General features: G+C 70.6%; 18 protein-coding genes. 9 read left to right on the forward strand and 9 right to left on the reverse strand.

What is annotated here, in order from left to right:
* The first annotated feature begins 40 nt into the window (after positions 1–40).
* The 4 genes from G3I71_RS26050 (at position 41) to G3I71_RS52745 (ending at position 4,462) form a co-directional block, all read left to right on the forward strand.
* Positions 41–1,489: a CitMHS family transporter gene (locus G3I71_RS26050; RefSeq protein ID WP_164317856.1), complete on the forward strand. Its 1,449-nt coding sequence runs from the start codon at positions 41–43 to the stop codon at positions 1,487–1,489.
* A gap of 51 nt (positions 1,490–1,540) precedes the next feature.
* Entirely contained in the window at positions 1,541–2,761 is a 1,221-nt protein-coding gene (locus G3I71_RS26055; protein ID WP_164317858.1) for an MFS transporter, read from the forward strand.
* A gap of 92 nt (positions 2,762–2,853) precedes the next feature.
* Positions 2,854–3,537 (forward strand): hypothetical protein, encoded by a 684-nt coding sequence (locus tag G3I71_RS26060; RefSeq protein WP_164317860.1) that lies wholly within the window; start codon positions 2,854–2,856, stop codon positions 3,535–3,537.
* A complete protein-coding gene (locus G3I71_RS52745; RefSeq protein WP_164317863.1) occupies positions 3,524–4,462 on the forward strand; it encodes a class F sortase in 939 nt (312 codons plus the stop codon). The genes G3I71_RS26060 and G3I71_RS52745 overlap by 14 nt, the downstream gene beginning before the upstream one ends.
* 6 nt (positions 4,463–4,468) lie before the next feature.
* Here G3I71_RS52745 and G3I71_RS26070 read toward each other — a convergent pair whose 3' ends face one another.
* The 3 genes from G3I71_RS26070 to G3I71_RS26080 form a co-directional block, all read right to left on the reverse strand.
* Positions 4,469–5,452: a DMT family transporter gene (locus G3I71_RS26070; protein ID WP_164317865.1), complete on the reverse strand. Its 984-nt coding sequence runs from the start codon at positions 5,450–5,452 to the stop codon at positions 4,469–4,471.
* Positions 5,453–5,535: 83 nt separating this feature from the next.
* Complete coding sequence (locus tag G3I71_RS26075) at positions 5,536–6,261, reverse strand: helix-turn-helix transcriptional regulator (RefSeq protein ID WP_164317965.1); 726 nt, start codon at positions 6,259–6,261, stop codon at positions 5,536–5,538.
* Between the two features lie 67 nt (positions 6,262–6,328).
* On the reverse strand, positions 6,329–7,006 hold the full coding sequence (locus G3I71_RS26080) for a TetR/AcrR family transcriptional regulator (protein WP_164317867.1): 678 nt from the start codon (positions 7,004–7,006) through the stop codon (positions 6,329–6,331).
* Positions 7,007–7,111: 105 nt separating this feature from the next.
* On the opposite strand from G3I71_RS26080, the gene G3I71_RS26085 reads away from it, so the two are divergent.
* From G3I71_RS26085 to G3I71_RS26095, 3 genes are all read left to right on the forward strand, one after another.
* Entirely contained in the window at positions 7,112–8,263 is a 1,152-nt protein-coding gene (locus tag G3I71_RS26085; RefSeq protein WP_164317869.1) for an acyl-CoA dehydrogenase family protein, read from the forward strand.
* 86 nt (positions 8,264–8,349) lie between these two features.
* On the forward strand, positions 8,350–8,637 hold the full coding sequence (locus G3I71_RS26090) for a YiaA/YiaB family inner membrane protein (RefSeq protein ID WP_164317871.1): 288 nt from the start codon (positions 8,350–8,352) through the stop codon (positions 8,635–8,637).
* Between the two features lie 132 nt (positions 8,638–8,769).
* Complete coding sequence (locus tag G3I71_RS26095) at positions 8,770–9,417, forward strand: TetR/AcrR family transcriptional regulator (RefSeq protein ID WP_164317873.1); 648 nt, start codon at positions 8,770–8,772, stop codon at positions 9,415–9,417.
* On the opposite strand, the gene G3I71_RS26100 is transcribed toward G3I71_RS26095, so the two are convergent.
* Positions 9,408–9,869 carry a MaoC family dehydratase gene (locus G3I71_RS26100; protein ID WP_164317875.1) on the reverse strand — a complete coding sequence of 154 codons (462 nt, stop codon included), beginning with the start codon at positions 9,867–9,869 and terminating at the stop codon, positions 9,408–9,410. The two genes, G3I71_RS26095 and G3I71_RS26100, sit on opposite strands and share 10 nt — an antisense overlap.
* 134 nt (positions 9,870–10,003) lie before the next feature.
* On the opposite strand from G3I71_RS26100, the gene soxR reads away from it, so the two are divergent.
* Positions 10,004–10,519, forward strand: a complete 516-nt coding sequence (soxR, locus tag G3I71_RS26105; RefSeq protein ID WP_164317877.1) for a redox-sensitive transcriptional activator SoxR — start codon at positions 10,004–10,006, stop codon at positions 10,517–10,519.
* On the opposite strand, the gene G3I71_RS26110 is transcribed toward soxR, so the two are convergent.
* The 3 genes from G3I71_RS26110 to G3I71_RS26120 form a co-directional block, all read right to left on the reverse strand.
* The gene (locus G3I71_RS26110; protein ID WP_164317879.1) at positions 10,473–11,540 is read right to left on the reverse strand and encodes an RNA ligase (ATP); all 1,068 of its coding nucleotides are present in this window, start codon (positions 11,538–11,540) and stop codon (positions 10,473–10,475) included. The genes soxR and G3I71_RS26110 overlap by 47 nt on opposite strands.
* Positions 11,541–11,750: 210 nt before the next feature.
* The gene (locus tag G3I71_RS26115) at positions 11,751–11,918 is read right to left on the reverse strand and encodes a hypothetical protein (RefSeq protein WP_164317676.1); all 168 of its coding nucleotides are present in this window, start codon (positions 11,916–11,918) and stop codon (positions 11,751–11,753) included.
* Between the two features lie 84 nt (positions 11,919–12,002).
* On the reverse strand, positions 12,003–12,608 hold the full coding sequence (locus G3I71_RS26120; protein ID WP_164317881.1) for a hypothetical protein: 606 nt from the start codon (positions 12,606–12,608) through the stop codon (positions 12,003–12,005).
* Positions 12,609–13,025: 417 nt separating this feature from the next.
* Here G3I71_RS26120 and G3I71_RS26125 point away from each other — a divergent pair, with 417 nt between their 5' ends.
* On the forward strand, positions 13,026–15,830 hold the full coding sequence (locus tag G3I71_RS26125; RefSeq protein ID WP_164317883.1) for a penicillin acylase family protein: 2,805 nt from the start codon (positions 13,026–13,028) through the stop codon (positions 15,828–15,830).
* Between the two features lie 44 nt (positions 15,831–15,874).
* Here the strand turns inward: G3I71_RS26125 and G3I71_RS26130 are convergent, their stop codons facing one another.
* Positions 15,875–17,242 carry a serine-threonine protein kinase gene (locus G3I71_RS26130; RefSeq protein ID WP_164317885.1) on the reverse strand — a complete coding sequence of 456 codons (1,368 nt, stop codon included), beginning with the start codon at positions 17,240–17,242 and terminating at the stop codon, positions 15,875–15,877.
* 78 nt (positions 17,243–17,320) lie between these two features.
* On the reverse strand, positions 17,321–18,559 hold the full coding sequence (locus tag G3I71_RS26135) for an exo-beta-N-acetylmuramidase NamZ domain-containing protein (protein ID WP_164317887.1): 1,239 nt from the start codon (positions 18,557–18,559) through the stop codon (positions 17,321–17,323).
* Between the last annotated feature and the right edge of the window lie 119 nt (positions 18,560–18,678).

Here is an 18,678-nt window from a genome sequence, read left to right on the forward strand (position 1 = left end):
TCCGGTGGGAGTTCAAGGGCGAACGTTAGGTAACCCACTCATGTTGACCATTCTGGGCTTCACGATGATCGCGACCTTCCTGGTCCTGATCATGCTGAAGAGGATGTCGCCGATCGCGGCGCTCGTACTGATCCCGGCACTGTTCTGCGTCTTCGTCGGGAAGGGCGCCAAGCTCGGTGACTACGTCATCGACGGCGTCACCAGCCTCGCCCCCACCGCGGCGATGCTCATGTTCGCGATCGTCTACTTCGGTGTGATGATCGACGTCGGTCTCTTCGACCCGATCGTCCGGGGCATCCTGAAGTTCGCCAAGGCCGACCCGCTGCGCATAGTCGTCGGCACGGCGATCCTCGCGGCGATCGTGTCCCTCGACGGCGACGGCTCGACCACCTTCATGATCACGGTCTCGGCGATGTACCCCCTGTACAAGCGCCTCAAGATGAGCCTCGTCGTGATGACCGGCGTCGCAGCGATGGCCAACGGTGTGATGAACACCCTGCCCTGGGGCGGCCCGACGGCCCGTGCCGCGACGGCCCTGAAGCTGGACGCCAGCGACATCTTCGTCCCGATGATCCCGGCACTCGCCGTCGGCCTGGCCTTCGTCATCGCCCTCTCGTACGTCCTCGGCCGCCGCGAGCGCAAGCGGCTCGGCGTGCTCACGCTGGACGCGGTCCTGGTGGAGGAGCGGGAACCGGACCAGGAGTCGGAGACCGTGCTCGTCGGCGCCGGTTCGGGCGCGAAGTCGGCCGTGGGATCCGGCGCGGGCAACCCGGCGGCACCCACGGGCGGTTCGGGTGCCGAGGCCACCAGTGACGGCAGCACCGACGATGACGACGACGACCGGATGCTGAAGGTCCTCGACCCGAACCGCACCACCCTGCGCCCCAAGCTCTACTGGTTCAACGCGCTCCTCACGGTCACCCTGCTCACCTCCATGATCATGGAGTGGCTGCCGATCCCGGTGCTGTTCCTGCTCGGCGCCGCGCTCGCCCTCACGGTCAACTTCCCGCACATGCCCGACCAGAAGGCCCGCCTCGGCGCCCACGCCGAGAACGTCCTCAACGTCTCCGGCATGGTCTTCGCCGCCGCCGTCTTCACCGGCGTCCTCAAGGGCACCGGCATGGTCGACCACATGGCCCGCTGGCTCGTCGAGAACATCCCCGACGGCATGGGCCCGCACATGGCCTTCGTCACCGGCCTGCTCAGCATCCCGCTCACCTACTTCATGTCCAACGACGGCTTCTACTTCGGCGTCCTGCCGGTCCTCGCCGAGGCCGGCGCGGCCCACGGCGTCTCCCCCCTGGAGATCGCCCGCGCCTCCCTCATCGCCCAGCCCCTGCACATGTCCAGCCCGCTCGTCCCGGCCGTGTACGTCCTCGTCGGCATGGCGAAGGTCGAGTTCGGCGACCACACGAAGTTCGTGGTCAAGTGGGCCGTGCTGACCTCGCTGGCCATCCTCGGGTCGGGCATCCTGTTCGGCATCATCTGACCGGCATCCCAACCACAACTGATCCGCGCATCCGTCCGGAAGGACAACACCATGAGGCCCGGTGGGAACCGCGGCTGGCTGCTCCGCCTCGTCATCGCCTTCAGCTTCACGCAGGGGGCGGTGTCGATGGCCCGGCCCGCCGTCTCCTACCGGGCCCTCGCGCTGGGCGCCGACGAGCGGGCCATCGGCGTGATCGCCGCCGCATACGCCCTGCTCCCGCTCTTCGCCGCCGTACCACTGGGCCGCCGCACCGACCACGGCCGCTGCGCACCCCTGCTGACTGTCGGCGCCGTCCTGATCTCCGGCGGCTGCGCCCTCGGCGCCACCGCCAACTCCCTTGCCGCGATGGCCGCGTGGAGCGGGGTGATGGGCCTCGGCCACCTCTGCTTCGTCATCGGCGGGCAGTCACTCGTCGCCCGCCGGTCCGCCCCGCACGAACAGGACCGCAACTTCGGCCACTTCACCATCGGCGTCTCGCTGGGCCAGTTCATCGGCCCGATCGCGGCGGGCGCGCTGATCGGCGGCCACGACATGGCGGCCACCAGCGCCCGCGCACTGCTGGTCGCGGGCGGGGTCGCCGCGTTGTCGTTCACGTCGTTGTGGCGCGTCGAGGACCGTACGGCCGTCAAGTCCCGTACGGAGCAGGGTGATCGCGTCCCCGTGCACCGCATCCTGCGCACCCGGGGTGTGCCCGCGGGCATCTTCGTCAGCCTCGCCGTGCTGTCCGCGACCGACATCCTCACCGCCTACCTTCCGGTGGTCGGCGAGCACCGGGGCATCGCGCCGGCGCTGATCGGCGTACTGCTCGGACTGCGCGCCGCGGCCACCATCGCGTGCCGTCTGGTGCTGACGCCCCTGCTGAGACTGCTCGGCCGGCGCCTGCTGCTCACCGTGACCTGTCTGCTGGCGGCGGTGCTGTGCGCGGGGATCGCGCTGCCGGTGCCGGTGTGGGGGCTGGCCCTCATGCTCGCGGCACTCGGCTTCTGCCTGGGTGTCGGACAGCCGCTGTCGATGACGACGGTCGTCCAGGCCGCCCCGGCCGACGCCCGCTCCACCGCACTCGCGCTGCGCCTGACCGGCAACCGGCTCGGCCAGGTCGCCGCGCCCGCCACGGCCGGTCTGGTCGCCGGGGTCACGGGCGTGGCGGCACCGTTCGTGATGCTGGGCGCGCTGCTGTTGCTGGCGGCGGGGACAGCGGTGCGCTCGTCGGTCCCACAGGAGCCGGCGGAGAAGCGGGAGAGGGCCGGAAGGGTGATGTCCGACGGGGCGTAGGGCGGTGCTTCCGCCTTTGCGGGTGCTTGTGTGAAAGAGAGTCAGAAGAAGCGTGATTTGTATGAAAATCATCTGACTCGGAGGAACCGCGCATGACCACCTCTCTCCGTCCACGCCGGACCGGCGCCCGTACCGCCGCGCTCGCGGCCCTCACCCTCGCGGGCACCACCCTCATCGGGGCCACCGCCGCCGTCGCCGCCCCCGCAGCGCCCGGCGACAACGGAGACGTCAAGATCCACAAGGTGGGTACGCCCTTCACCGACCAGCGCAACGAGCCGAAGGTCTGCGACTTCTACCTCGCCGCGTTCAACTTCGACGCCGACCAGGACATCGAGTGGTCCATCGAGACCCAGCCCCTGGAGGCGAACGGCGCCACCCTCGGCGACACCCTCGACCTGGAGCCGGACGGCACCGGCCACACCCTGCCCCTCGCGCTGCCGGACGGCCAGTACAAGCTGACGTGGAACATCGTCGGCGGCCAGGGCGCGGGCAAGCACAAGGTGTTCCAGGTCGACTGTCCGATCGGCGACCCGACCGGGACTCCGACCCCGCCCAGCACAGTGCCCCCGACCGGTGGTCCGGGTGGCCCCGGCGGTGGACCCGGAGGTCCCGGCGGTGGCCCGGGCGGTCCGCACGGCGGGGTTCCCGCGGGCGGCGGCGGGGTCGCGCGGGCGGAGGCCTTCTCACCGGTCGCCGGTGCGGCTGCCGTGGGCCTGATCGTGGTCGGGGGAGTGGTCTGCTTCCGGACGCGCCGACGTACCGATGGCGCTGCCTGACCGCGCCCGCCGGCCCCGGCCGTGGCGCCGGACGCGCGCCTACCGCCTGACCCGCACGGTCGTCCTGACCGTCACCCTGGCGGTGGGCGGCGTCTGGTGGGCCCGGGTCGACGAGCCCACCCCCGCACCCGTCACCGCCACCGACGGCACGCCGGTCGCACCGTCCACAGGGAACGGCGGGAACGCCGGGACGGGGAGGGCGGCACGGGAGCGAAGCCCGGCGCCGACCACGCCGACACCGGTGGCCGGACCCGCGAAGGGACGGTCGGAGCCCGCTGGGCCGGGACCGCACACCAGGCCGACCCGGGCGGCCGGACCTACTGAGGGGCGTTCGGAGCCCGACGGGCCGGCACTCCCGGCCGCACCGACACCGGCGGCCGGACCAGCGAAGGGACGACCAGGGTCCGCCGGACGAACTCCACCCACCGCCCACCCGAGCGCGCCGGCCACGCCCCGGGCGCCCGCCCTCCTCCCGCGCTCCCGCCCCACCAGGCTCGGCCTCCCCTACCTCGATGTCGAGGCGCCGGTCGTGGATCTGCGTCTCGACCGCCACGGGCAGCTCAGTGCGCCTCCGGACAACAACTCCAACCTGGTCGGCTGGTACGCGGACGGACCGTCCCCCGGGGAGAACGGCACGGTGATCGTCGTAGGGCACCGCGACACCCGTGCCGGGCCCGCCGTGTTCGTCGGCCTCGACGAAGTCACGCCCGGACGGCGGGTCGAACTCCGGCGCGCGGACGGGCGTACGGCCGTCTACACCGTCTACGCCGTGAAGACGTACGACAAGGCGAACTTCCCCAGCCGGGAGGTGTACGGCGCCCGCGCCCGCCCCGAGTTGCGGCTCATCACCTGCGGCGGAGGCTACGACCGACGGACGGGCTACACCGGCAACATCGTCGTGTACGCGCATCTGACGGCGACGTAGGCCCGTTCACGTCGACTCACCGGCCTTCTCGGGCCGTGGCTGCGGTTCCGCGCCCTCTTCCGCGCTCTCCTCCGTGGCCACGGACCCCGCCACCCGCGCCCGGGACCGTGACACCGCCACCCCCGCGAGACACAGCCCGCCGCCCGCCAGGGTGAGCAGCCCCGGCACCTCGCCCAGGGCCAGCCAGGACATCAGGACGACCAGGGCGGGGACGGCGTACGTGGTCGCGCCCATGCGGCTGGCCGTCGTACGGGCCAGGGCGTAGGCCCAGGTCGTGAAGGCCAGCGCGGTGGGGAAGACGCCCAGGTAGATCATGTTGAGGGTGGCGGAGAGCGGCGCGTCGGCCACGTCGCCGACCAGTTGCCCGGCGAACGGCAGACAGGTCACCGCCCCGATCAGGCAGCCGAACGTCGTCGCCTGGAGGGCGCTCGCCCGGCCGAGAGCAGGCTTCTGCGCGACGACACCCGCAGCCCACGAGGCCGCGGCGAGCAGACACAGCGCCACCCCGAGCACCGACGTGCCGCCCCCGCTCGACATCGACAGCCCGACGGTCACCGCTCCCGCGAACGACACCGCCATGCCCGCGAGCAGCCGGGGCGGCATCGGGTCGCCGAGCAGCCGGGTGCCGAGCAGGGCGATGAGGATCGGGCCGACGTTCACGAGCAGGGCGGCGGTCCCCGCGTCCACCTGCTGCTCGCCCCAGTTCAGGGCGACCATGTACACCCCGAACCACAGCACGCCCGAGATCGCGATCCCCCGCCAGGCCGACCGGGGCGGCAACCCCTCCCGCCGTACGAGACAGATCGCCCCCAGCGTCACGAACCCGGCGAGCATCCGCCCGAGTGCCAGCGCGCCCGGCGAGTACGCGGCCCCCGCACTGCGGATCGAGACGAACGCGGAGGCCCACAGCACCACGGTCACACAGGCCGCGACGGCGGCGAGCACCTCCGCACGAGGAGCCCGGCGGGAGGACGGGGAGGAGGTCATCATGCTCCAGAGGCTAGGCAGGACCGACGGCAAGGGCTCGCGATTTTCGGATGTACGGATGTACGGATGTACGTATGCACGAGGGTTCAGCGCAGGTCCGTCGCCTCGATGCCGAGGAGCTGAGCGAAGCGGTGTTCCCCTTCCGGGGTCACCCTGACCGCCCGTTCCGAGCCGATGCGTACGCACCAGCGCGCGTCCAGGGCGTGCCGGCACAGGGCGGCGCCCGCGGTGCCCGCGAGGTGGGGGCGGCGTTCGGTCCAGTCGAGGCAGGCGCGGGTGAGGGGGCGGCGTCCGGTGCGGTCGAGGCCGATGCCCGCGGTGGCGAACCAGCGCAGCCCGGCGTCCGTGAGCGCGAACCCGGTGTCCTGGCGCAGCAGCCCCCGCCCGGTCAGGGCGTCGGTGAGGGCGATGCCGAGCCGTCCGGCGAGGTGGTCGTAGCAGGTACGGCCGCGTGCCATCGCGGACCCGGTGCCGAACTCCCGCAGCGTGCGCGGGCGTTGGGCTGCGGAGGGGCCGACATGGGCGGCCAGGTCCTCGACGAGCTGGGCCACACCGGAGTCGGCCAGCCGCACGTAACGGTGTCGCCCCTGGCGCTCCTCGGTGAGCAGTCCACCGGCCACGAGCTTGCCCAGGTGCTCGCTGGCGGTCGACGCGGCGACCCCGGCATCGCGCGCGAGTTCTCCGGCGGTCCAGGCCCGCCCGTCCAGCAGCGCCAGCAGGAAACCGGCCCGCGTCTCGTCCGCCAGCAGCCCGGCCAGCGCCGCGAGACCGGACGCGCGGCCCGGCCTACCCGTACTCCTCGCATCCCTCATGGCGGTCATGGACCCAGCATGGGGTACGCACACTTCGGCGCCCACCGAAGTGTGTGCGGCGAGCCGTCTACCCGGGTCGCCTCAGCTGCTCGTACTGCTGCGCCAGCCCGTCCAGCAGCGCCGTGAGGCCGGTCTCGAAGGCCCGCTCGTCGATCTTCTCCTGCTGCTCGGCGAGGAGGTGGGCCTGCCCGAGGTGGGGATAGTCGGCCGGGTCGTACGCGCTCTCGTCGTCCACGAAGCCGCCGGCGAAGGAGCCGAGCGCGGAGCCCATGATGAAGTACCGCATCAGCGCGCCGATCGACGTGGCCTGGGCGGGCGGCCAGCCCGCGTCGACCATGCCGCCGTAGACGGCGTCGGCGAGGCGCAGGCCCGCAGGGCGGCGGCCGGGACCGCGGGCGAGGACCGGAACGATGTTCGGGTGGTCGCGCAGCGCGGCCCGGTAGGAGACGGCCCAGTCGTGCAGCGCGGTACGCCAGTCGCGGGCCCGCTCACCCCCCTTGCGCCCCTCGGCCTCCTCGCCCCTCTCGAACATCGACAGGTCGACCAGCACGCTCACCGAGTCCGCGACCGCTTCCAGGAGCTGGTCCTTCGTCCGGAAGTGGTTGTAGAGGGACGGCCCGCTGACCCCCAGCTCGGCCGCGAGCCGACGCGTCGACAGGGCGGCCAGCCCTTCCGCGTCCACCAGCGCCCGTGCCGTCTCGACGATCAGGTCGGTGCTGAGGAGGGGCTTGCGCGGTCGGGCCATGGCGCACATAGTAGGGCTGCGGCTTTAAACTAGCAGTGCTAATTTAAAGGGCCTCGCGATCCGACGTCTATGTGTGTCTATGCATGTTTATTGGGGTGTCTCGTCATGAACCTGGAACTGAGCGAGGAGCAGACCGCCGTGCAGCGGCTCGCCCGGGACTTCGTCGAGCGCGAGATCACCCCGAACGTCGTCGCCTGGGACCGTGCCGAGGACATCGACCGGTCGATCGTGAAGAAACTGGGCGACGTCGGGTTCCTCGGGCTGACCGTCGACGAGGAGTACGGCGGCTCGGGCGGCGACCACCTCACGTACTGCCTGGTCACCGAGGAGCTCGGCCGAGGGGACTCCTCCGTGCGTGGAATCGTCTCCGTGTCCCTGGGGCTGGTCGCCAAGACCGTCGCGCACTGGGGGACCGAGGAACAGAAACGCCGCTGGCTGCCCGGGCTGACCTCCGGGGCGTACGTCGGCTGCTTCGGCCTGACCGAGCCGGGCATCGGGTCCGACGCGGGCAACCTCACCACGCGGGCGGTGCGCGACGGCGACGACTATGTGGTCAACGGCACCAAGATGTTCATCACCAACGGCACCTGGGCCGACGTGGTCCTGCTCTTCGCCCGCTCCACCGACGCGCCCGGACACAAGGGCGTCTCCGCCTTCCTCGTACCGGCCGACACCCCCGGACTGACCCGCCGTACCCTCCACGGCAAGCTGGGCCTGCGCGGTCAGGCCACCGCCGAACTGGTCTTCGAGGACGTGCGCGTGCCCGCCTCGGCGATGCTGGGCCCCGAGGGCAAGGGCTTCTCCGTGGCCATGTCGGCGCTCGCGAAGGGCCGGATGTCGGTCGCAGCCGGATGCGTCGGGATAGCCCAGGCCGCCCTGGAGGCGGCCGTCCGGTACGCGGGCGAGCGTGAGCAGTTCGGCGGGCCGATCGCGCGGCACCAGCTGGTGCAGGAGCTGATCAGCGACATCGCCGTGGACGTCGACGCGGCCCGGCTGCTGACCTGGCGCGTCGCCGACCTGATCGACCGCGGCCTGTCCTTCGCCACCGAGTCGTCCAAGGCCAAGCTCTTCGCCTCCGAGGCCGCCGTCCGCGCCGCGAACAACGCCCTCCAGGTCTTCGGCGGCTACGGCTACATCGACGAGTATCCGGCGGGCAAACTACTGCGCGATGCCCGCGTGATGACCCTCTACGAGGGCACGAGCCAGATCCAGAAACTGCTGATCGGCCGTGCGCTGACGGGCGTATCGGCCTTCTGAGGCCCGCTCCCTCCGAGTCGGGTTGAGTACCTGTCTGAGTACTTCGGCGGATGTGGCGCGGGGCACGTCCGCGCACCCTTGTCCCCATGAGTGAGACACCGGTCAAGCAGCAGAGCACGGCGGCCTTCTACGGCCAGGCCGTCGCGTCCTTCGGTATCGCCATGGGGGCGACGGCCATCGGCATCTTCCGGCTCCAGGCCGACTCCTGGGTGCGCGGCTTCCTCGGGATCGCCGTCCTGTACCTGGTGACCTCGGCCTTCACCCTCGCCAAGGTCATCCGCGACCGCCAGGAGGCCGGGCAGATCGTCAGCCGGGTCGACCAGGCCCGGCTGGAGAAGCTGCTCGCCGAGTACGACCCCTTCGAGAAGCACTGACCCCGAAGCACTGACCCCGAAGTGCTGATCCCGGAGTACTGATGCGGAAAGCCCTGAGCGGGCACTCTAAGCGCTCGCTCACCCGCGGCGGTACAGTGGGAGGTCACTGTCGGTGGAAGGGGCGAACGGGCGATGAGTACGGCGGAGGAGACGGCCGGCGGCGAGGCGGCGCCGTGGGGTGAGGTGACCCCCGACGCGGCCCGGCGGCTGCTCGTCGCCGCGGTGGAGGCCTTCGCCGAGCGCGGCTACCACGCGACGACGACCCGTGACATCGCGGGCCGCGCCGGCATGAGCCCGGCCGCGCTCTACATCCACTACAAGACCAAGGAAGAGCTGCTCCACCGGATCAGCAGGATCGGCCACGAGAAGGCCGTCGACATCCTGCGTACGGCGGCGCGGACCGAGGGCACCGCGAGCGAACGGCTGGCGGAGGCCGTCAGTTCCTTCGTCCGCTGGCACGCCGGAGGGCGCACCACCGCACGGGTCGTGCAGTACGAACTCGACTCCCTCGGCGCCGACGCCCGCGCCGAGATCCTCGCGCTGCGCCGCCAGTGCGACGCCGAGGTGCGCGGGATCCTCGAGGACGGGATGGAGACGGGCGAGTTCGACGTGCCCGACGTACCGGGTACGACCCTCGCCGTGTTGTCGCTGTGCGTCGATGTGGCCCGCTGGTTCAACGTCAGCGGTTCGCGTACACCGGACGAGGTCGGCGCGCTCTATGCCGACCTCGTGCTGCGGATGGTGGAGCCGGGCAGCTCCCGCTCAGCGGCTCACAGGTAGTACCGCGACACCGACTCCGCGACGCACACCGGCTTTTCGCCGCCCTCGCGCTCCACGGTGAAGGCGACGGCCACCTGTACTCCGCCGGTGACGTCCTCGACCCCGGCGATCCGGGCGGTGGCGCGCAGACGCGAGCCGACCGGGACGGGGGAGGGGAAACGGACCTTGTTCGTCCCGTAGTTGACGCCCATCTTCACGCCCTCGACCTTGATCAGCTGCGGCCCGAAGAGCGGCAGCAGCGACAGGGTGAGATAGCCGTGCGCGATGGTCGTCCCGAAGGGGCCGGTTGCGGCCTTCTCCGGGTCCACGTGGATCCACTGGTGATCGCCGGTGGCGTCGGCGAACAGGTCGATCCGCTTCTGGTCGACCTCCAGCCAGTCGGTGTAGCCCAGCTGCTCGCCCACCGCCGCCTTCAGGTCGTCCGCACCCGTGAAGATCCTCGGCTCTGCCATTCCCGGCCTCCTCGCCACTGTGTCCCAGTAACCGCACTATGTCTAAGCAACTGCTTAGCATGGTCGGCCGGGGATTCCCTGTCAACGGACCACGGCCGACCACCGTGGGCAGGGCTGTGGGTAGGGTTCGAGGGGTGCCCCAGATTCCCGAGAAGATCCACGAACTCACGGTCGGCCAGCTCGCCGCCCGCAGCGGCGCCGCCGTCTCCGCCCTGCACTTCTACGAGTCCAAGGGCCTCATCACCAGCCGCCGCACCTCGGGCAACCAGCGCCGCTACGGCCGTGACGCGCTGCGCCGGGTCGCCTTCGTCCGGGCCGCGCAGCGCGTCGGCATCCCGCTCGCCACGATCCGCGAGGCGCTCGCCGAGCTCCCCGAGGAACGCACCCCCACCCGCGAGGACTGGTCCCGCCTCTCCGAGAACTGGCGCTCCGAACTCGACGAGCGCATCAAGCAGTTGAACCGGCTCCGGGACCACCTCACCGACTGCATCGGCTGCGGCTGCCTGTCCCTGGAGGGCTGTGTCCTGTCCAACCCGGACGACGTCTTCGGCGAACGCCAGGCGGGGTCCCGCCTGATGGTGGAGAGGAAGGGCGCCGGTCCGGTTACTCGTACTCCGTCCCACCCTTGCGCGTCAGATACGCCGGACTGACCGCCTTGGCGATAGCCCGCCCGCCGGTCACCGCGCTGTACCGCTCGACGGCCGGCCGGATCACGACCCCCTCCCGCAGATGCAGCCCCCGACCGGACACCGTCTCGCGCCCGCTCGCGATCTCCAGGACCCGGTCGATGTCGTACGGACCCTCGAACAGCCTTGGTACGAGCGGCAGTCGGCCCTCCAGCAGCACCTCCGCGTCCAGCCAGCGCACCTCCCCGTCGACCTCCACCGACACGTCGAACACGGCGTACCCCAGCGTCTCGCGCCGCCCGTCCGCGCCGTACGTCAGGTCCTGCACGCCCGCCCCGAAGACCTCGCCGAAGATGCCGACCCGGCGGGCCCCGAGCCGCTCGGCGAGGTGGGCCGCGGTCTCGGCGACGCCGTGTGCGGTCACCGCACGCCAGTACAGATTGCGCGGATCCTCCTTCAGGGCGAGGGACTTGGCGCCGAATCCCTTCGAGGAGACCTGGACGCGCCCGTCGTCCGCGAGATACGTGAGCAGGCAGGCCGAACCGTGCAGCTTCTCGGTGAGGACGACCGGCTCGCCCGGTGTGAAGATGCCGGGGTAGCGCTGGATGTTCTCGATGTCGACCCAGCTCAGGAGGTCGGGCGCGGACTCGACGTCGCCGTTCATGGTGGGCGGGATCGGCGGCACCCATTTGACGATGCCCAGCCGCTCCGCGAAGTCGGTGCCCTCGGCTGCCGCCTGCGCGAGGTCGACGCCGTCGAGCGAGCGGGGTCGGCAGACGATGCCCTGCGAGAGCTCGCCGCGCAGCCGCACCGCCTTGACCCGGTCCGACCTGGTCCCGGCCAGCCGCCCGGTCAGGCCCAGCTCCTCGACGAGTTCGTCGGGCAGAACGGACTGCTCGGGGATGTACACGGCCGCTTCGCCCGTCCGGTAGGCCCCTTTGGCCACGACGGCGCGATACAGGCCCACCTGGGCCAGTTCGAGTGCGTCGGCATTGGGGTGTTCGTGGACGGTCAGGACTTCGGCGGTGACGCGCAGCGTCGACATCGGGGGCTCCTCAGGTGGGTTTCATCGCCGCCAACTCTCCTTGTGGGAAAGGGGTGGAGCCATGGATTTTGTTGCTGCTATGGGCTCCGCCGGGGGTGTGGGTCTCTGTCTGCGGGCCCGGTGGGGGCTGGTCGCGCCCACGCGGCGGAGCCGCACATCGACACAGGCCCCGCGTTCCTTCAGGGCGCGTGTACTCCGCCGGCCCCGCCGTCACCAACTCGGCGTTGCGCCGACCGGAACGGTGACCCGCGACCGGATCTCCGTCAGCGTCGCCGAGACCGCGCGCGGCGACAGGGTGTCCTGTCCGCAGGGGGACTTGGGGCGGACGTGGATGTCCGTGGCCCCGGCCAGGACGGTATGGGCGGCGGAGTCGGCCATGGCTCCGGCCACCACTGACATCAACAGGCACCGACCAGCCGGTTCGATCGGGGGTGCGGCATCCCCGGCGCACCCCCGCCGTGCTCAGGCCGATGCGAGCAGCAGCCGTCCGCGCCTGGACTCCGCCAGGGCCTCGGGGGTCAGGACGGGCCGCGGCACCACGATGCCGCACTCCGTGCAGACGGGACCCGACGACGGCTCATGGGCCAGGTCGTACTTCCAGGAGAGGCGCTCCCCGTCGCAGACCGGGCACTCCGAGCCCGGTTCGCGCTCCAGGGCGGCGATCAGCCGTCGCAGCACCTCGGCCAGCGATTCGTGGGGGTGCACCCCCGGGTCGTCGCACCAGGCCACCCCGAACCCACCCCAGGTCAGCCGATGCCAGTCGTCCACGCTGCCGGGCCGGCGCAGCCCGTCGAACTTCTCCTTCTTGCGGCGCTTCGCGAACTCCACCTCGTAGGCCATCCACACCGAGCGCGCTTCCTCCAGCTCGTCCAGTGCGGCCACGAGCCGCGCTGGATCGGGGGAGCGGTCCTCCGGGCCGAACCCGGCCCGGGAGCAGAGATGGTCCCAGGTCGCCCTGTGCCCGTAAGGGGCGAATCGCTCAAGGCACTTACGGAGCGAGTACCGCCGCAGTGCCAGATCGCACCGCGGGTCCCGCACCTGTCTCGCCAGACTCCGGAAACCGGCCATCGCCTTGCACCTCCGTCACATCTGCACCTGTACTTCGGTCACTTCGGCGTCGTCGAACGGACGTCGCCGAATAGACGTATCGACACGCCATTCGGCTCCATCTGTTTTCCGATGACGGCCATAAGCCGTTCGCCGGGCCCCCTCGGGACCGACGTCAACGGCTCTAAGCCGTCCGCCGGACCACCCTTCACGGTTACCTCCTGAAACTGTCGGCCTTCTGTGCAACGCCTGTTGAGCACGGCGCCGGACCGTGCGTGCGTCCAGCGCCCCGAAGTGCCCCCGCACCCCTCCAACGCAATTGCTGTACCACGTTGTTCAAAAGTGACGCATGTTCATCTTCTATAGCGGGGATACCGGCGGTAACCTCTGGCCCACTCCGTTCGGAGTGGCCCACCCCCCCGGTCCGGAGGAGCTGCCATGTCTCGGCGCACCCCAGGCAACACCGTCGATAGAACCTTCGACAGACTGAGAACTCCCCGCGGACTCTTCGGGTTCCTGAAGACCGCGGCTGTATGCACACTCATAGCCGGTCTTCTGTCGCCGCTCTCTCCGCTCTCCCCGGCGACCGAGGCTCACGCGGCGGCGGCGAACGACTACTGCGGAGGTCAGTGTTCCGACATCCTGCCGCCCGGGCAGAACGGCAACGCGACCCTCGCGCAGATCCTGCTGAACCAGGCCTTCGGCTCCCAGCCCGACCATGCCGAAGACCAGCTCGGGCCCTATGCCAACCTGGCCACGGGCTACACCGGTCTCACCAACACCACGATCAACAACTTCTTCAACGACTCCTCGTTCGGGGTCGCCGCCGACCAGGTCGCCTCCACCCTGGCTCCGGCCGGCCGCACCGACGTGACGATCGTCCGTGACAAGAAGACGGGTGTGCCGCACATCACAGGCACCACCCGCTACGGCACCGAGTTCGGCGCCGGGTACGCCGCGGCCCAGGATCGCCTCTGGCTGATGGATGTCTTCCGGCACGTCGGACGCGGACAGCTCACGCCCTTCGCGGGCGGCGACCCCTCCAACCAGGGCCTCGAACAGGAGTTCTGGCGCCACGCCCCGTACACCGAGGCCGACCTCCAGGCCCAGATAGACAACGCGGTCGCCACCAACGGCGCCCGCGGCCAGCAGGCGCTCGCCGACGTCAACGCCTACGTCGCGGGCATCAACTCGTACATCGACGCCTCCGACAGTGGCCGCTACTTCCCCGGCGAGTACGTCCTCACCGGCTGGAAGGACTCCGTCACCAACGCGGGCACCATCCAGCACTTCAAGACCACCGACCTGGTCGCGCTGGCCTCCGTGATCGGAGCGCTCTTCGGCTCCGGCGGCGGCGGTGAGGTCAACAACGCGATCTCGCTGATGGCAGCCCAGTCCCAGTACGGCGTCGCCGAGGGCACCAAGGTCTGGGAGGCCTTCCGCGAGCGGAACGACCCCGAGGCCGCCCTCACCGTCCACAACGGCGAGAGCTTCCCCTACGCGACCACGCCCGCCGACCCGCAGGGCGAGGCCCTGCCGGACGCCGGCACGGTCGCCGAGGAACCGCTGGTGTACGACCGTACGGGCAGCGCCGCCACCACGACCGCGACCACTGCCTCCACGACGGCCACGGCCACGGCCCTCACCTCCGCCAAGCGCGGTATGTCCAACGCCCTGGTGGTGAGCGGCGCCAAGACGGCCAGCGGCCACCCGATCGCCGTCTTCGGCCCGCAGACGGGCTACTTCGCTCCCCAGCTGCTCATGCTCCAGGAGATCCAGGGCCCGGGCCTCAGCGCGCGCGGCGCCTCCTTCGCGGGGCTGAGCATGTACGTCGAACTCGGCCGCGGCCAGGACTACGCGTGGAGCGCGACGACCTCCGGGCAGGACATCATCGACTCGTACGCGGTCGAGCTCTGCCAGGACGACGTCCACTACCTCTACCACGGCACCTGCACCGCGATGGAGAAGATCGAGCAGACCAACGCCTGGAAGCCGACCACGGCCGACGCCACGGCCGCCGGCTCCTACCGGATGCAGGTGTACCGCACCAAGTACGGCCCGGTGAGCCATCGGGCGACGGTCGGCGGAAAAAAGGTCGCCTACACCAACCTGCGTTCCTCCTACATGCACGAGGCCGACTCGATCATCGGCTTCCAGATGCTCAACGACCCCGACTACGTGAAGAGCCCGACGACCTTCCAGGCCGCGGTGCAGCACATCAACTACACCTTCAACTGGTTCTACGCCGACTCCACGCACACCGCGTACTACAACAGCGGCGACAACCCGGTGCGCGCGAGCGGAGTCGACGCCGAGTTCCCGGTCTGGGCACAGTCCGCGTACGAGTGGAAGAACTGGAACCCGACGACCAACACCGCCGACTACACGCCGGCCTCCGCCCACCCCAACTCGATCGACCAGGACTACTACATCTCCTGGAACAACAAACAGGCCAAGGACTACACCTCCGCCTCCTGGGGCGACGGTTCCGTCCATCGCGGCAACCTCCTGGAGGACCGGGTCAAGAAGCTCGTCGCGGCGGGCGGAGTGACGCGGGCCCAGCTGGTGAAGGCGATGGCCGACGCCGCGCTCACCGACCTGCGGGCCGAGGACGTGCTGCCGAAGCTGCTGAGGGTCCTCAACAGCTCGACGGTCACCGACACCACGGCCGCGGCGGCCGTCAGCAAGCTGTCCGCGTGGGTGACGGCGGGCGGCAAGCGTACGGAGACCTCGGCGGGTTCGAAGGCGTACGCCAACGCCGACGCCATCCGCATCCTCGACGCCTGGTGGCCGTTGCTGGTGCAGGCCGAGTTCCAGCCGGGCCTCGGCACCGACCTCTACACCGCCATCACCACCAACCTCCCCGTCGACGAGGCACCCTCGGCCGCACACGGCCCGACCGGGGCGCACGCGGGAAGCTCCTTCCAGTACGGCTGGTGGAGCTACGTCGACAAGGACATCCGGGCGGTCCTCGGTGACTCGGTGCAGGGCGGGCTGACGCAGAAGTACTGCGGCGGCGGCACGCTCAGCGGCTGCCGGGACATCCTGATCAGCACCCTGAAGACCGCGGCGGGCAAGACGGCCGCCCAGGTCTACCCCGGCGACACCCTGTGCGCGGCGGGCAACCAGTGGTGCGCCGACTCGATCGTCCAGCGCACCCTGGGAGGCATCAAGCACTACAACATCAGCTGGCAGAACCGGCCGACCTACCAGCAGGTCGTCGAGTTCACGTCACACCGGTGACAACTGGTAACAACCGGTAGTGACCGGGGTGTTGCGGCGGCGGGTCAGTGGATACGGCCCGCCGCCAGCACCACCTGCGCCAGCTCCGAATGGCAGATGTCGCTGTGGGCTCCCGACGGGGGCCCACCGCTCCTGACCACCGCCGTCGCGTCGACGTTCACACACCCGCTCACCGGCAGCTTCGCCGGCCGCAGCGCTTCGGCGATCGTCAACCTGACCGTCCCCGGCACCGCCTGGACACCGTCGTGGCCCATCGCGCCCCACTTGGGGCCCAGCGCCTTCGCGACGTTCAGGCCCAGGACGGACCGGTCGGCAGCGAGGACCCCCTGGCTGTCGCCCGCCGTGCGCGAGGCCAGCGGATAGAACGTGCCGAGCGCCCCGTCGTGCTGGGAGTAGCAGCACACCAGAGGCCCGTCGATACGGCTCTGCCGACCTCGCAACGCACCCCCGGCACGCGCGTCGTGCGGCAGTTCGGCCGCGAACGCGTAGTGCGAGAAGGCCCCTTGGAGCAGCGTCACGGATTTCACCGTGCGTACCTCCTCGGGCAGCCCGCGCAGCGCGAACGACACGAGCCGTGCGCCGAAGCTGTGCCCGACGAGATGCACCCGCACCCCGGGCGCCGCCTCGGCGAGCCGCCCGATCACCGGCCCGAGCCCCCGCTCACCGACGGTTCCGGCCCGCCGCTTCATCGCGTAGTACGTGGCCTGCCGCAACAGCTCCTGCGCGCCCTTCCACGGATTGGGCAGTCGGGGCAGCGCGAACTCGGCGCCGGCGCCCGGGGATTCGGGCCCGGCCAGGGCCAGCGCGAACTCCTCGCAGACCGCACGCGTGCTCCCCGCGAACATCTCGGGGTCGCCCTCCGGCTCGCCGTCCCCGAGGATGTCCGCCGCGAACCCCGTCTGCGGCGCCTCGGGTGACACCTCGACGAGCAGCCGCACCAGCCCGCCGAACTCCTCCAGGGCCTCGTCGCCGTCCGGCTGCTGGTCCAGCAGCCGGGCGATCTGCTCGACGACCGTGGCCCGCCCCGGGAAGGTCTCCAGGAGCGCGTGCCGGGTGCCCTTGTCGAGCCCGGGCCGACCGGTCGCCTCCGTTACGGCGGCGGTGGCGGTCATGGACCGCTGGAAGTCGGGGACGGGCTCGTCCGTGAAGCGCATCGACGGCCACACCACGCCCACGTAGCCGATCCTGGCGGTCGCGGGTGCGAGGGCGGGGATCGCCGCGAAGAACCTGCTGTAGAGCCCGGTCGCCATGGACCGGTCGTTGTTCCAGCCGTGCGCGAAGACGATGAGGTCGCGCACCTTGCGAGGGCCCACCTCCGCGAGCAGCCGGTCGCGTTTGCGCCCGTCGGTGTCGCCGTCCGCGTCGAACGTCAGCTCCCAGTAGGGAGAAACACTCATTTCCGGTTCCGCCATGACAAACCCCGTCCCCCGTGGTGTCGTGATGTGGGGCGTATCGTCCTGCTAACGGGGGTAGTTGGCCATACGTCACGCTCACTTGTAGATGAGGTACTTCTTACGCATGCGCCGGAACGCCGCCAACTCCTCCTGCCAGCCCGCCACGACCTCGTCGGCGCCGGCTCCCGCGTCGATCATCGTGCGCACCAGAGTGGATCCGGTCAGCTTGTCGATCCAGTTGTCCGAGCGCCAACCGAAGCCGCTCCACACCTTCTTGGCGGTCACCAGCAACGCGACCCCGGTACGCACCGGGTCGTAGGCCGCGGGGTCGTGCACATGGATCTGCACGCCCCCGACGGTCTTCCCCTGGAACTTGGAGAAGGTCGGCGCGAAGTACGCCTCCCTGAAGTGCACACCGGGCAGCCCGAGTTGCTCCGCCGCGACGGCCCACCGCCGGTCGATCCCCTCGGCTCCGAGCAGCTCGAACGGCCGGGTCGTACCGCGCCCCTCCGACAGGTTCGTCCCCTCGAAGAGACACGTCCCCGAATACACCAGCGCGGTGTCGGGCGTCGGCATGTTCGGGCTCGGCGGCACCCAGGGCAGCCCCGACGCGTCGTAGAACTCCGACCGCTTCCACCCCGACATCAGTACGGCGTCCAGCTCCACCGGAGCGGCCAGGAACTCCCTGTTGAACAGCCGCGCCAGCTCCGCCACCGTCATCCCGTGCGCCTGGGCGATCGGCTGCCGCCCGACGAACGTCGCGAACTCCTTGTGCAGCACGGGACCTTGGGCTGCCCGCCCGGTCACCGGGTTCGGCCGGTCCAGCACGAGGAAGGGCTTGCCCGCCAGCTGGGCCGCCTCCATGCAGTCGTACAGCGTCCAGATGTACGTGTAGAAGCGGGCACCCACGTCCTGGATGTCGAAGACGACGGTGTCGACGCCGGAGGCGGTGAAGACGTCGGCGAGCGGCCGGCCGCTCTTGAGATACGTGTCGTAGACGGGGAGCCCGGTCGCCGGGTCGTCGTAGCGACCCTCGGAACCGCCGGCCTGCGCGGTGCCCCGGAACCCGTGCTCGGGGCCGAAGACGGCGGTCAGATTCACCCGGTCGTCCGCGTGCATGACGTCGACGATGTGGCGTACGTCCCTGGTGACGCCGGTGGGGTTGGTGACGAGGCCGACCTTTTTGCCGGTGAGGGGGGCGTAGTTCCTGGCGGTGAGGTTCTCGAATCCGGTGCGGAGTTGTTTTGGGCGGTGTTGGGTGGGGGCAGCGGCTGTGCATGCCGGCAGGGACGCCGCGGTGGCTGTTGTCAGGAGGCCGCGTCTGGACAGGGGCATGGGGGTTCCCTCCGGGGGCTCGGCGGCTGTCCCTGGCACCGTAAGCGCTACCGCCTGTCGTTCGTAGGGTGCGGGCGCGTCGTGGCTTGTCGCGCAGTTCCCCGCGCCCCTAGGTGGGT

It is taken from the genome of Streptomyces sp. SID12501 (genome assembly GCF_010550245.1).
In the GTDB taxonomy this organism is placed as follows: Bacteria; Actinomycetota; Actinomycetes; order Streptomycetales; family Streptomycetaceae; genus Streptomyces.

What these genes read in the sequence shown, in the direction of transcription:
- G3I71_RS26050 (WP_164317856.1), top strand. Translation starts at nt 41, where the DNA reads ATGTTGACCATTCTGGGCTTCACGATGATCGCGACCTTCCTGGTCCTG.
- G3I71_RS26055 (WP_164317858.1), top strand. Translation starts at nt 1,541, where the DNA reads ATGAGGCCCGGTGGGAACCGCGGCTGGCTGCTCCGCCTCGTCATCGCC.
- G3I71_RS26060 (WP_164317860.1), top strand. Translation starts at nt 2,854, where the DNA reads ATGACCACCTCTCTCCGTCCACGCCGGACCGGCGCCCGTACCGCCGCG.
- G3I71_RS52745 (WP_164317863.1), top strand. Translation starts at nt 3,524, where the DNA reads ATGGCGCTGCCTGACCGCGCCCGCCGGCCCCGGCCGTGGCGCCGGACG.
- G3I71_RS26070 (WP_164317865.1), bottom strand. Translation starts at nt 5,452, where the DNA reads ATGATGACCTCCTCCCCGTCCTCCCGCCGGGCTCCTCGTGCGGAGGTG.
- G3I71_RS26075 (WP_164317965.1), bottom strand. Translation starts at nt 6,261, where the DNA reads ATGAGGGATGCGAGGAGTACGGGTAGGCCGGGCCGCGCGTCCGGTCTC.
- G3I71_RS26080 (WP_164317867.1), bottom strand. Translation starts at nt 7,006, where the DNA reads ATGGCCCGACCGCGCAAGCCCCTCCTCAGCACCGACCTGATCGTCGAG.
- G3I71_RS26085 (WP_164317869.1), top strand. Translation starts at nt 7,112, where the DNA reads ATGAACCTGGAACTGAGCGAGGAGCAGACCGCCGTGCAGCGGCTCGCC.
- G3I71_RS26090 (WP_164317871.1), top strand. Translation starts at nt 8,350, where the DNA reads ATGAGTGAGACACCGGTCAAGCAGCAGAGCACGGCGGCCTTCTACGGC.
- G3I71_RS26095 (WP_164317873.1), top strand. Translation starts at nt 8,770, where the DNA reads ATGAGTACGGCGGAGGAGACGGCCGGCGGCGAGGCGGCGCCGTGGGGT.
- G3I71_RS26100 (WP_164317875.1), bottom strand. Translation starts at nt 9,869, where the DNA reads ATGGCAGAGCCGAGGATCTTCACGGGTGCGGACGACCTGAAGGCGGCG.
- G3I71_RS26110 (WP_164317879.1), bottom strand. Translation starts at nt 11,540, where the DNA reads ATGTCGACGCTGCGCGTCACCGCCGAAGTCCTGACCGTCCACGAACAC.
- G3I71_RS26115 (WP_164317676.1), bottom strand. Translation starts at nt 11,918, where the DNA reads ATGGCCGACTCCGCCGCCCATACCGTCCTGGCCGGGGCCACGGACATC.
- G3I71_RS26120 (WP_164317881.1), bottom strand. Translation starts at nt 12,608, where the DNA reads ATGGCCGGTTTCCGGAGTCTGGCGAGACAGGTGCGGGACCCGCGGTGC.
- G3I71_RS26125 (WP_164317883.1), top strand. Translation starts at nt 13,026, where the DNA reads ATGTCTCGGCGCACCCCAGGCAACACCGTCGATAGAACCTTCGACAGA.
- G3I71_RS26130 (WP_164317885.1), bottom strand. Translation starts at nt 17,242, where the DNA reads ATGGCGGAACCGGAAATGAGTGTTTCTCCCTACTGGGAGCTGACGTTC.
- G3I71_RS26135 (WP_164317887.1), bottom strand. Translation starts at nt 18,559, where the DNA reads ATGCCCCTGTCCAGACGCGGCCTCCTGACAACAGCCACCGCGGCGTCC.